This window comes from Ferdinandcohnia salidurans (assembly GCF_042680725.1).
GTDB lineage: Bacteria > Bacillota > Bacilli > Bacillales > Bacillaceae_L > Ferdinandcohnia > Ferdinandcohnia salidurans.
The window spans coordinates 413,837-426,343 of record NZ_JBHUEK010000007.1 but is presented as its reverse complement, the minus strand read 5'-3'; the positions used below and the strand labels follow the sequence as shown (position 1 = coordinate 426,343).

Sequence of the window (12,507 nt, the reverse complement as noted above, 5' to 3'; positions counted from 1 at the left end):
TGACTAGGAGGTAGTAGGATGAGTCTGGATGAATTTCTGCACAACTTACATTTTGACATTGATAAAGTAAGCCCGCCAGATAAGGTAGTCGATTGGGATGATTCACCTTTGACATATAAATTATACCGTGATTTGCAGAGTTTTCCAATGACTTTAGATGTCCCGTTGAAGCTAGAAGAGCAGGATGTCCCCAGCAAACCTACTCATAGCAGAATGGGGCATTTTCTTTGGTATGTATTCGGTCTTAGTCAAATAAGCCAATCCGTCTTCACAACGGATCAAGACGTTGAACTAATGCAGTCGTACAGACGGTATGTACCTTCCGGTGGAGCTTTATATCCAAACGAATTATACGTTTATCTGAAATTGGAGGATTTGCCTGTTGGGGTATACCACTATGATGTAGCACACCATCGATTGGTATTACTACGAGAAGGCAATTTCGATTTTTATATCAACCAAGCTCTTGGTAACCGCATTGATTTGTCTACATGTTTTGGTACAGTTTTTATATCAACAATGTTTTGGAAAAATTTCTTTAAATACAACAACTTTTCCTTCCGTTTACAAGGGTTGGATACGGGTGTTCTGATTGGACAGTTACTCGAAGTAGCAAAACGGTTTGGGTTTGAGACAGGGGTGTACTTCCAATTCCTTGATAAGGCAATCAATCATCTTCTTGGGCTATCCGAAAAAGAAGAAAGCATATATGCGGTAATCCCACTTACTGTAGAAGCGACAAACTGGAATATTAATCAAAGTGACAGATACGGGAACGTCGATTCTGTGGAATTGGCTACTAAATTGAACGAAATTAATAATAATTACTATTTACGATCACAGAGGATACAAGAACACCCAATCTTAACAAAGTTGAATAAAGAGTCTTTTATTGAATCAACGGAATCAGTTTATAAAATCAAGCCCGAGGAGAGAATATTTTGTCGAGGTCCTAAAGTGACTCTTCCTAAAGTGAATCGTTTAACGTACGACCTTGCGTCGGTCCTGCAAAAGCGTTTTTCACCAGACATGGATTTCACTTTTGGAAAGGTAAACCAACTGGAATTGGCTTGTTTACTACAAGAGGCAACCAATTCCTTCGCGTATCGAAATGATTTGGACAGCGAAATAAAAGGGCAGGATTCCCGTATCTCATTGTATGGCTGTTTTCATAATGTAGAGGGAATTCCGGATGCTGCATATTTTTATGATAGCAATACTCATTCGTTACGACAGATAGAGCCTGGAGACCAACGACTTACCCTTCAATACGGAATGTCTGCAGATAATGTAAATTTGATCCAAGTACCACTCTGCTTTCACGTGGCAGGAGATAGAGATCACTTAAAAACGTCACTAGGCCTAAGAGGATACCGGATTCAACAAATGGAGGCTGGAATGCTGGTGCAGAGATTACTTTTGGCGGCCACAGCAATTGGGTGGGGAGGACACCCACTTCTTGGATTTAATGCGAATATTAGCGATAAGATTTACAAAATGGATTCACATAAAAAAACAAGTTTAATCCAAATACCAATAGGTCCTTATCGAACTCGTCCATGGTTAAGGGGTAGCTTACGTTGCTAAATTCCAAAAGAATGGTGGCAAATTCATTTTACTCCATGGCACGGAAGACGAGATGGTAACTCCAGACTGCTCGATTGCCTACTATAACCAACTTGTTGAGAGGTTTGGCCAAAACCAAATTGAAGGTAGATCTAGTAAAAGCGCTGGACACTTGGGTCACACAAGACAAGGATCCGGGCACTCTTAAAGGGACGGATCAAATTCTAACACCTTCGGACGTACCAGACCGGTGTGTCAGTATCCTACTTATCCGGAGTATAAGGGCAGCGGTGATATCAATTCTGCCTCTAGCTTTAATTGCGAAAAACCATAGAATACAAGCAAAACCCGTGGATATTATATTGCCGCGGGTTTTGTTGTTTAACTCTATCATTTGTAACAATTGCTAATAGTTTAGTATTAATAGTAGGGAACAGTACCGTAAGTAATAAGTTTTTTATAATAACTAGTAACAGCACCTAACATTCAATTAAATAAAGTTTTTTGTTATGGTTCCCTTTGTGTTAAAATTTAGATAATTCTAACCACAAGGGGTGGATGGTGTGAAATTTGAAAATCAAGTGGCGCTTATTACCGGAGGAACTTCTGGAATTGGACTAGCCGTAGCTGAACGATTACTTCATGAGGGGGGAAAAGTTGTCATAGTAGGTCGTAATAGGGAACGCGGAAACTCAGCCTTAGAAAAACTCAAACAGATTAGTCCACATGTTCTTTTTCTATCAGTTGATGTAAGCAAAGGAATAGAAGTAGAACAGATGGTAAAAGAAACAGTGAACACATTTGGAAGAATCGACTTTGCATTTAACAATGCGGGAAATGCGGAAGGTACACCTGCATTGACACATGAATTCAGTGAAGAAGACTTCGATCATATGATGGGTTCTACAATCAAAGGAGTTTGGTTGTGTATGAAGTATGAGCTGCAAGCTATGATTGAAAATGGTGGTGGTTCAATCGTTAATACATCATCCCTGGATGCCTTAATTTGTTCGGCATACACGACAGCATATGCAGCTGGGAAAAGTGGAATTCTGGCATTAACCCGCGGAGTCGCCCAAGAATATGGAAGTAAAGGTATTCGAGTTAATGCCATTACACCTGGTGCAATCAGGACTCCAATGATCGAACGAAAATTTGATAACTTGACCGAAGAGCAATCAGAATGGTTAGAAGAAAAGTACAACAGCCTGAATGCCCTAGGAAGAATGGGGACCTCTTCCGAAGCGGCAGATGTGGTAACCTGGTTATTTTCTAAAGAATCTTCCTTTGTAACAGGTCAAAATATTATTGTTGATGGTGGAGTTTCCATCGTCACAAAATAAAGGTGTTTGCCTAGAATCTAGAATGGTCAATAAGTGAAGTATATTATATACTAATCTGTTTCTCTTTAAAGTTACTCGTATTTGAAAAACTAATAATAAAATCATATATAGAATAGAAGCAGTGGATTTCACATCAGAAATTACACTGCTTTTAATTATATACACCTAAAGGCTATACTTATGTTTTGTGGAGTTATTATTTAGTTTACATAATATCTATTCTAGGAACTTAGATAAGATTGTAAATTTAACAGCAAATCCATGATATAATCAAGTTAACACAGTTCCCATAAGCTTTATTATTTGCGTTCTTCATTAACTTACATATCCAACTACACACTTTGATTCATTCAGGAGCTGATCTACAAATGCCTTATGAAAGTAAAATTAGACATCATAATGCCGATCGTGTTACCAAAAATACTACTGTTAGTCGCAGTTTACTTGAACAAATTAAAGAAATTGCAAACCACAAACAAGTTCCGTTTAATCAATTATTAACTGAAGGAATTGATTACGTATTAGATACTTATAAGAAACCTAAAGAATTTAAACCCCCAGTTAAACCTAAAGATCGCATCAAAATGGGCACAACATTTAGTAATTCACAATATGAACAACTAAAAGATCGTGCACGGAGACTTCATACACATACAAACACATTAATTGAGATCGGAATGGAAGTTATCATTAAAAAATATCAAAATGGTTAGTTCCAACCCTCCCTCTTGTTTCCTTATATTCTAGTTTACATAATATAATTATGTTAAACTTGAAGGTTTTTTCTAAACCTTATCTTCCCATCTTTTAATTTAACTTCCCACGTATGTTCATAAACTCATCTAATAACTCCCTCATCTCAGCTTGATTAAGCCTAATTGGCATTTGGTCATTTAAGGTAATATAATGCTCCTGTTCCCCACTATCTACTTCTCTTGATAAGTAATCACAAATCGCTCCTAGCCTCTCCTTGCTTATTACAGATTGTGTATTCATGTGCTTGAATTGCGTTAACACAAATGCTTCTTCTTCAATTTCTCCAATAATCAATTTATTCTCATCCATTCATTGTTCCACCTTTCTTATCATTAAATTGCTCTTCCTCCCTCTTATTTATAACAACTAACAGCTTTAATCATTGAATCTTTATTCCGTTTCTTGTATGTTTTAATTATCTGGTATTGAAAGGATCGAGAATTAGATGACAAAAAAGTTATATTATGAAAATCCCTATTTAACACAATGGACAACCACTGTAACAAATATTATAAAAAAAGATAATTATTGTCTTGTAACCCTTCAGGACACCGCTTTTTACCCTGAAGGTGGTGGCCAACCATCTGATTCTGGACAAATTGACCATATTCAAGTTTTAGATGTCTATTCAGAAGCCGGAGAGGTGTACCATAAACTCCCCCATCCCCCGGAAAACCGGACTGTAGAATGTCAAATTGACTGGAAACTGCGATATGACCATATGCAACAGCATACTGGCCAGCATTTGTTATCAGCCATCTGTATTGAAGAGTATGATGCCCACACATCAAGCTTTCATTTAGGGAAAGATACCGTATCAATTGATTTAAGTGTTTCTGAATTTGATGCTGATCAGCTCCTACATATTGAAAATCAGGTCAATAAAACTATCTATGAAAACCGTGAAATTAAAACATATTTTGTTTCTAAAGAACAAGCGAGTACCCTTCCTCTTCGAAAAACACCTGACGTTGAAGGAGATGAAATGCGCATTGTTGAAATTGATGGTATTGATACATCTGCATGCGCAGGAACACATGTGTCAAGAACTGGCGAATTAGGACTCATGAAGCTTTTAAAAACGGAAAAAAGCAAAGGAAATACACGTGTATACTTTATTTTCGGTGGCCGTGCTTTAGAGGATTATCAAGCTACACATAGTGTTTTAACAACCTTAGCAAACAAATATAGCACGAATCGTGAAGGGCTAATCGAAAAAATCACTAAAATAGAACTAGATAACAAACAATTCCAGAGAGAAATCGAGGAGTTAAAAGGGAAACTTAATCAGTTCCTTGCTCAGGAGCTTATTCAAACTCATAATGATTCAATCATTATCCAATCATTCAATGAAAAAACTTTAAAAGAACTTCAAGGAATTGCAAAACAAATTAATGAGGCGTCCAATCAATGTGTGATTTTTACATCTACACTAGAAAACAAACTACTTATCTCCCATAATGGAACACTTCCCATTGAGTGTGGAAAGTTATTTAAACAAGAGCTTAAAAACTTTAATGGAAAAGGTGGCGGCAATAATACAACCGCACAAGCTGCATTCGATAACCTAGAAGATATGGAAGCATTTAAGCGCTTTTTAGAAACAAAAATAAAAGAATCTTTATAAGAAAAAGCTACCTTCAATGGTAGCTTTTTTCTATAGTTTATCTGATTTAAAGTTTAGATTAATTACACCAGCTTTTGTTAAAGAATCATAAAGAATCACTATTAGTGGACCAAGTAATAATCCAACAATACCGATTATTTTAAACCCTAGGTACATACTGATCAGTGCTGCTAAAGCACTGATACCGAAACTTTGCGAATAAACCTTCGGCTCGATAATTTTTCGAATCACGGTTATAAGTACAAAAAGAATCAATAATCCAATTCCAAGTTTCGTATTTCCGTTAATTAATACAAAAATGGCCCATGGAACGATAAATGATCCTGTACCTAATATCGGAAGTAAATCGACTAGTACAATGAGCAATGACACAATGAGAAGATACTTAACATCTAAAATCCAAAGTCCAATATAAGTGATAACAAAAGTTACACCACTTAGAACTAACTGGGCCTTTAAAAAGCCGACAAATATCTTTTTCAATTGTGTTGTTACAATCTTCATTTTTTCAATAGAGCTTTCCTGCAGCATATCTTTAAGCCTGTTTTTAATTCCAGGTAGATCATTCATGAAAAGAAAAGCTGCTACTAAATATACAATTAGCTCTAATAATAGCTGAGGAAGACTTGAAACAAAACTAAACGTCCCCTCTGTTAAATTCCTTGCTGCAACGATTAATAAATCCTGGAAGGAATACAGGGTATTCATAATAGAATCCAAGACTTCCTTAGGTAAATCTTCAAAATAAGTTTCAAACTTTTCAAAGGTTGCAATAATTTGGTCTGTATCAATACTTGAAACATAAAACGGTATATTTTTCACGACTGTGATCAGTTGATTAATGATGACATTGACTAATAAGTATCCTAAAAATAAAACAAACACCATAAAAATAACAAACGTTACTGTAACCGAGTATATTCGTTTAAACCGGTATTTTGTTATTAGTAAATTGACAATTGGCTCCAATAAAAGAGCAGTAAGAAAGGCCAAAATCAATGAAATTGACATTGGTAATAAATACAATAAAACAACAGCCAATATAACAAGAAGTATATTTCTTTTATTAATATATTTTTTAATCATTTTCGCAAAATTACCCACTCTCTATCCTTATAAAATTATTGTACAGTAAAGCAGGCATATTTAAAATATAAATATTTTTCAAAATAGATGCTTCTGAGTTGACAATATTATTTCACAATTAAAAACAGCTACCTTATAGTAGCTGTTTTCGATTTTTATTTTATTTCGTCGGAATTTTCCTCACTTGTGACAATCCATGTATCAATTACTTCTCCCGCTTCATCTGTATCAACTACGAATGAACCGTTGCTATAACGATCATTTGGACGTAAGGATTTTATTTCGACTGATTCGATTTTTCCATTTTGTGTTTTAAGGAAAAGTTCATCTAGATTTGTAACTAAATGTGCGCCTGCAATACGATGTGGATGATTTTTCAACTCACGAAGCATAACTAATCCACGTTTTGCTCTTGTTGCTTTTTCGAATTCTGTGATTTTCATCTTCTTGACTGCTCCACGCTGTGTAACAATACTTATCTCAGCTGGCGTTGATGGTGGTACTATAGAACCGGCAACAACATAATCGCCATCCTTAAGGTTAATACCTTTAACGCCTGCTGCTCTTGCACCAACAACGTTGACTTCTTCTTCTCCAAACCAGAGTCCATACCCTAGATGTGTAACTAAAAAGACATCCATATTCCCGTTTGTGATATGAACAGATACAACTTCATCATCGTTTTTCAGATTAATTGCAACGAGTGGTTTTGAATAACGTTGTGCTTTGTACATAGTCAGCTCTGACTTTTTCACCATACCGTTTTTGGTGATAAAGAGTAGATATTCTGGCAACTCGAAATTCGTAACAGGGAGTGCCTCTATAATGAATTCATCACGATCAATACTTATGATATTGGCAACGTGTTGTCCTAGATCTTTCCACCTTATATCAGGTAACTCGTGCACTGGGATATATAAATAATTCCCTTTGTTTGTAAAGAGTAATAATGTATCGGTTGTATTGATTTCAAATTTGTGTAACAGTCGATCTGTATCCTTCATGCCAAAATCTTGGCCGTTTGATGCAGCATATGATCGAGGACTTGTCCGCTTAACATAACCGTCCTGGGTGACAGTTACGATTACATCCTCAGAAGGGATTAAAACTTCAAGATTAATCTTGATTTCTTCAATCTCGTCTTCTATTTTTGAACGACGATTATCTGCATAGGTTTTTTTCACCCGCTTTAGGTCATTTTTAATGACCTGAAATAGCTTGCGTTCATTTTGTAGGATTTCAACTAATTCACTTATCTTTTTATTTAACTCATCATATTCTTGCTGAAGTGCTGTGATGTCAGTGTTTGTTAAGCGATATAATTGCAAGGAAACGATTGCTTCAGACTGCGGTTCTGTAAATCCAAATTTATCGATTAAATTATTTTTTGCGTCCTTTTTATCCTTTGAAGCACGAATTGTCGCAATAACCTCATCTAAGATGGATAATGCCTTAATAAGACCTTCAACAACATGCTGACGTTCACGTGCTTTTTCTAGTTCATAATGAGACCGATTGGTAATAACCTCTTTTTGATGGGCAATGTATGCATCCAATATTTTTGGCAGGCTCATCAATACTGGTCGTCTGTCCATAATAGCAACCATGTTAAAGTTATAGGTTATTTGAAGATCAGTATTTTTATAGAGGAAGTTTAGCACTCCATGTGCGTCTGCCTCTTTTTTCAATTCAATCACGATTCTTAAACCTGTTCGGTCTGTTTCATCACGTACCTCATTTATGCCTTCTACTTTGCGGTCTAATCGAATCTCGTCAATTTTTTTAACCATATTTGCTTTATTCACTTCATATGGTATTTCAGTGACAACGATTTGTTGTTTTCCACCGCGTAGATCCTCAATCTCTACTTTTCCACGGACAATGATTTTTCCTTTTCCTGTTTCATAGGCCTTCTTTATCCCTTCAATCCCTTGAATAATACCACCTGTTGGGAAATCAGGGCCCTTAATCACTTCCATGAGTTCATCAACAGTTGAGTCTGGATTGTCTATACGCTTGATGACTCCATCTATAACTTCTCCTAGATGATGAGGCGGAATATCTGTAGCATAACCTGCTGAAATTCCAGTAGAACCATTTACAAGTAAGTTTGGGAACATCGCAGGTAATACGACTGGTTCTTTACTTGTATCATCAAAGTTCGGAATGAATTCAACAGTGTTTTTTTCAATATCACGTAACAGCTCGGAAGCAAGACTTGAAAGACGCGCTTCCGTATAACGCATGGCTGCTGGTGGATCACCATCATTACTACCATTATTTCCGTGCATTTCCACCAGGACATTCCGAACTTTCCAATCCTGACTTAGACGAACCATTGCATCATATACAGATGTGTCACCGTGAGGATGGTAGTTACCAATTACATTACCAACCGTTTTAGCCGATTTACGAAAGCCTTTTTCAGCTGTATTACCTTCAACATGCATGGCATAAAGAATTCGTCTTTGAACGGGTTTAAGACCATCCCTTGCATCTGGTAAAGCACGATCTTGAATAATATATTTACTATATCTACCAAAGCGATCTCCAATTACCTCCTCTAGAGGTAGATCACGGAATTGTTCTGTTTGTACCATTTTTTGTTACTCCCCTTCTACGACCGATAAATTTTCATTGTCCAAAATATTCGAATCATCTTCAAGACCAAAGGCAACATTTGATTCAATCCACTTACGGCGCGGTTCAACCTTATCGCCCATGAGTGTTGTTACTCTTCGTTCAGCCCTTGCTACGTCATCGATACGGACTCGAATTAGCGTTCTCGTTTCAGGGTTCATTGTTGTATCCCAAAGCTGGTCGGCATTCATTTCTCCTAAACCTTTGTAGCGTTGAATCATATACCCTTTTCCGACTTTAGCGATAGCATGTTTTAATTCATTATCATTCCATGCATACTCAATGACTTCTTTCTTACCTGTTCCTTTACTTACCTTATAAAGCGGTGGTAACGCAATATATATCTTACCCGCTTCAATTAATGGCTTCATATATCGATAAAAGAAGGTTAAAAGCAATACTTGAATATGTGCACCGTCGGTATCTGCGTCTGTCATGATAACAATCTTATCATAATTGATATCAGAAATAGTAAAATCAGCTCCAACGCCACCGCCAATTGTATGAATGATTGTATTAATCTCTTCATTTTTAAAGATATCGGCAAGCTTTGCTTTTTCTGTGTTAATAACTTTACCTCTTAACGGAAGTACTGCTTGGAAACGACGATCACGTCCTTGTTTAGCAGACCCTCCAGCAGAATCACCTTCGACAAGATAAAGTTCATTTTTATCTGGATTTTTAGACTGGGCAGGAGTTAGTTTACCACTTAATAACGCTTCGGATTTCTTTCGTTTCTTTCCGCTTCTTGCTTCTTCTCTTGCTTTTCTTGCTGCCTCTCTTGCCTGAGCAGCTTTTACCGATTTTTTAACTAGAAGGGTACTTACATCCGGGTTTTCTTCTAGAAAATAAGCGAGGTTTTCAGAAACAACTGAATCGACAGCTGAGCGTGCTTCACTAGTTCCAAGCTTTCCTTTTGTTTGTCCCTCAAATTGCAATAATTCTTCAGGAATACGAACGGATACAATCGCCGTTAATCCCTCGCGAATATCAGAACCATCAAGATTTTTATCTTTTTCTTTTAATTGTCCTGTTTTACGAGCATATTCATTAAATGCACGGGTCAATGCTGTTTTTGATCCAACTTCATGTGTACCTCCATCCTTTGTTCTTACGTTATTTACAAAGGATAAGATATTCTCTGAATACCCATCATTAAATTGAAACGCAAAATCTACCTCAATTCGGTTCTGAACCCCTTCAAAAGAAACGACAGGATGTAGCACATCCTTTTCCTCATTCAAGTATTCTACGAACGCTTCAATCCCATTTTCATAATGATAAACCTCATGGAGATCATTGCGGTCATCAAAAATCTCAATCTTTAGCCCTTTTAATAAGAACGCTGATTCTCTTAAGCGCTCACTCAATATTTCAAAATTAAATGTAGTCGTACTAAAAATCGTAGGGTCCGGCTTAAAATGAATAGTGGTACCCGTTTGATTTGTTTTTCCGATATTCTCAAGAGTAGTAGCAGGTTTGCCACCATTTTCAAAGCGCTGTTCATATACGAATCCATTACGCTTAATCGTGACTGTAAGCCATTCAGATAATGCATTAACAACCGATGCTCCAACCCCATGGAGACCTCCACTTGCCTTATACCCACCTTGTCCAAATTTACCGCCTGCATGTAGCACAGTAAAAATAACCTCAGGTGTTGGTTTACCCATTTTATGCATGCCAGTTGGCATTCCACGTCCTTTATCCTGGACACTTAAACTATTGTCTTTATGGATTCTAACAATGATGTGATTCCCATAACCTGATAGGGCTTCGTCGACCGAGTTGTCTACAATTTCATAAACGAGGTGGTGAAGTCCTTTACCATCAGTGCTTCCAATATACATACCAGGTCTCTTTCTAACAGCTTCAAGGCCTTCTAGTACCTGTATTGCATCATCATTGTAGTCAAATTGTTGCTTCGCCAAAAAACATACCCCTTTCATATACAAAACACTTGGGCTTTTAACCTTTCACCCAAGTACATAGCTAATAAATAGCCTCTCTCTATATAAGTAGTATCACTAATTTAGTTATTTCTTACTTAACAGAACAAATGTTTTGTTTTTTAATGCCTCACCTTTTATTTTATATCTTTATCGAAATTTCGCAAACCTTTCTCGCGAAAAGGATAAAATCCTTGTATAAGAACAAGGATTTTATCTCATGGTTTGTTATTTTGTCAAAGCATGTTCAACTTTTATACAACGATCCATTACAACAGTAATCCCACGTTCCTTCAAATAGTTGTATGCTTCTTCACTAACACATCCAAGCTGCGACCAAAACACATCCGCATCAATACCATCAAATTCTTTCGCCACATCCATTAAATATTCCGATCTTCGAAAAACATTCACAATATCAATATGTCCTTCGATATCTTTTATTGATTTAACGGCTTTTACACCTAATGCTTCGTCAATAGTTGGATTTACAGGTATGATTTCATACCCAGCATCCTGCATAGCCTTACTCACCATATTGGAAGTTCTTTCAGGATTATCAGATAAACCAACAACAGCAATCCTTTTACTTTTCTTTAAAATGTTACCGAGTTCAGCACGAGTCGGAATTTCCAATGACATTTTATTGGGTCCTCCCTTTAAATATTCTAACAGATATTATCTCTCATAGTATTTCGGTCCCAAGCCTAGATATTCCTGCATTAATTTTGATTTTCAACATATTTGAATATTTCATCAGCGTTTTTCAATATTTTTTTGTCGAAATTAAAAGAAAAAATCATTGTAAGTAAAAATATCTTGTATAATGAGAATACTTGTACAAGCATGGTATTATCGATAAAGAATGATACAATGTGTCAAGAAGCACTTATCTTTATTATTTTATTAAAGGAGTTAAGAGTATGGTACTTAATATTATTATTATACTCCTTGCTTATCTTCTTGGTTCGATTCCTTCTGGATTAATCGTTGGGAAGATTGGCTATGGTATAGACATTCGGGAGCATGGTAGCGGAAATTTAGGTGGGACAAATACGTTTCGGACACTTGGAAAAAAGGCTGGCTTAATCGTTACTAGTTCAGACATCTTAAAAGGGACATTAGCAACTCTACTTCCCACTCTATTATTAAATGGGTCATTTCCAGATTATTTTCCTTTATTAGTTGGGATGGTAGCTGTTGTAGGTCATATGTACCCAATTTTTGCAGGTTTTAAAGGTGGAAAAGCAGTCGCAACTTCTGGTGGGGTACTGTTAGGTTATAACCCAATCCTTTTTATTACAACTTTACTATGCTTTTTTATCTTCTTAAAATTGACGAAAATGGTTTCACTATCTTCTATGCTAGTTTCCATTTATTGCGTGTCATTCAGTATTGTTTATAGTATTTTTATTAAAACAGATTACCCGCTAATCATTGTTGTCTCATTACTTGCCGTTTTCGTGTTCTATCGACACCGAGCAAACATCGCTCGAATTAAGAATAAAACAGAACCAAAAATTAAATGGCTATAAACAGA

At 36.4% G+C, this 12,507-nt stretch carries 10 protein-coding genes and 1 pseudogene; 6 read left to right on the top strand and 5 right to left on the bottom strand.

Annotated elements, in window-relative coordinates; all coding sequences use genetic code 11:
- Nucleotides 1–18 precede the first annotated feature (18 nt).
- From ACFSFW_RS05055 to ACFSFW_RS05035, 4 genes and pseudogenes are all read left to right on the top strand, one after another.
- Complete coding sequence (locus ACFSFW_RS05055; RefSeq protein WP_388035683.1) at nt 19–1,587, top strand: SagB family peptide dehydrogenase; 1,569 nt, start codon at nt 19–21, stop codon at nt 1,585–1,587.
- A gap of 52 nt (nt 1,588–1,639) precedes the next feature.
- A pseudogene (locus ACFSFW_RS24245) lies at nt 1,640–1,900 on the top strand (tannase/feruloyl esterase family alpha/beta hydrolase).
- A 229-nt stretch (nt 1,901–2,129) separates the two neighbouring features.
- On the top strand, nt 2,130–2,909 hold the full coding sequence (locus ACFSFW_RS05040; protein WP_388035677.1) for an SDR family NAD(P)-dependent oxidoreductase: 780 nt from the start codon (nt 2,130–2,132) through the stop codon (nt 2,907–2,909).
- A gap of 368 nt (nt 2,910–3,277) precedes the next feature.
- Nucleotides 3,278–3,622, top strand: coding sequence for a hypothetical protein (locus ACFSFW_RS05035; RefSeq protein WP_388035674.1), 345 nt, complete (start codon nt 3,278–3,280; stop codon nt 3,620–3,622).
- 94 nt (nt 3,623–3,716) lie between these two features.
- On the opposite strand, the gene ACFSFW_RS05030 is transcribed toward ACFSFW_RS05035, so the two are convergent.
- Nucleotides 3,717–3,974 carry a hypothetical protein gene (locus ACFSFW_RS05030; protein ID WP_388035672.1) on the bottom strand — a complete coding sequence of 86 codons (258 nt, stop codon included), beginning with the start codon at nt 3,972–3,974 and terminating at the stop codon, nt 3,717–3,719.
- A gap of 136 nt (nt 3,975–4,110) precedes the next feature.
- Here ACFSFW_RS05030 and ACFSFW_RS05025 point away from each other — a divergent pair, with 136 nt between their 5' ends.
- Nucleotides 4,111–5,292: an alanyl-tRNA editing protein gene (locus ACFSFW_RS05025; protein ID WP_388035669.1), complete on the top strand. Its 1,182-nt coding sequence runs from the start codon at nt 4,111–4,113 to the stop codon at nt 5,290–5,292.
- Between the two features lie 30 nt (nt 5,293–5,322).
- Here the strand turns inward: ACFSFW_RS05025 and ytvI are convergent, their stop codons facing one another.
- From ytvI to ACFSFW_RS05005, 4 genes are all read right to left on the bottom strand, one after another.
- Nucleotides 5,323–6,378 carry a sporulation integral membrane protein YtvI gene (gene ytvI / locus ACFSFW_RS05020; RefSeq protein ID WP_304220199.1) on the bottom strand — a complete coding sequence of 352 codons (1,056 nt, stop codon included), beginning with the start codon at nt 6,376–6,378 and terminating at the stop codon, nt 5,323–5,325.
- A gap of 155 nt (nt 6,379–6,533) precedes the next feature.
- Complete coding sequence (parC, locus tag ACFSFW_RS05015; protein ID WP_388035665.1) at nt 6,534–8,978, bottom strand: DNA topoisomerase IV subunit A; 2,445 nt, start codon at nt 8,976–8,978, stop codon at nt 6,534–6,536.
- 6 nt (nt 8,979–8,984) lie between these two features.
- Nucleotides 8,985–10,967: a DNA topoisomerase IV subunit B gene (parE, locus tag ACFSFW_RS05010; RefSeq protein ID WP_388035662.1), complete on the bottom strand. Its 1,983-nt coding sequence runs from the start codon at nt 10,965–10,967 to the stop codon at nt 8,985–8,987.
- A gap of 228 nt (nt 10,968–11,195) precedes the next feature.
- Nucleotides 11,196–11,609, bottom strand: coding sequence for a CoA-binding protein (locus tag ACFSFW_RS05005; RefSeq protein ID WP_388035659.1), 414 nt, complete (start codon nt 11,607–11,609; stop codon nt 11,196–11,198).
- A gap of 281 nt (nt 11,610–11,890) precedes the next feature.
- On the opposite strand from ACFSFW_RS05005, the gene plsY reads away from it, so the two are divergent.
- The gene (gene plsY, locus ACFSFW_RS05000) at nt 11,891–12,502 is read left to right on the top strand and encodes a glycerol-3-phosphate 1-O-acyltransferase PlsY (RefSeq protein WP_388035657.1); all 612 of its coding nucleotides are present in this window, start codon (nt 11,891–11,893) and stop codon (nt 12,500–12,502) included.
- The last annotated feature ends 5 nt before the right edge of the window (nt 12,503–12,507 follow it).

Excerpts from the sequence above, each read along its gene's own strand:
- parC (WP_388035665.1), bottom strand. The coding sequence starts at position 8,978 with ATGGTACAAACAGAACAATTCCGTGATCTACCTCTAGAGGAGGTAATT.
- plsY (WP_388035657.1), top strand. The coding sequence starts at position 11,891 with ATGGTACTTAATATTATTATTATACTCCTTGCTTATCTTCTTGGTTCG.
- ACFSFW_RS05025 (WP_388035669.1), top strand. The coding sequence starts at position 4,111 with ATGACAAAAAAGTTATATTATGAAAATCCCTATTTAACACAATGGACA.
- ACFSFW_RS05055 (WP_388035683.1), top strand. The coding sequence starts at position 19 with ATGAGTCTGGATGAATTTCTGCACAACTTACATTTTGACATTGATAAA.
- ytvI (WP_304220199.1), bottom strand. The coding sequence starts at position 6,378 with ATGATTAAAAAATATATTAATAAAAGAAATATACTTCTTGTTATATTG.
- parE (WP_388035662.1), bottom strand. The coding sequence starts at position 10,967 with ATGAAAGGGGTATGTTTTTTGGCGAAGCAACAATTTGACTACAATGAT.
- ACFSFW_RS05035 (WP_388035674.1), top strand. The coding sequence starts at position 3,278 with ATGCCTTATGAAAGTAAAATTAGACATCATAATGCCGATCGTGTTACC.
- ACFSFW_RS05005 (WP_388035659.1), bottom strand. The coding sequence starts at position 11,609 with ATGTCATTGGAAATTCCGACTCGTGCTGAACTCGGTAACATTTTAAAG.
- ACFSFW_RS05030 (WP_388035672.1), bottom strand. The coding sequence starts at position 3,974 with ATGGATGAGAATAAATTGATTATTGGAGAAATTGAAGAAGAAGCATTT.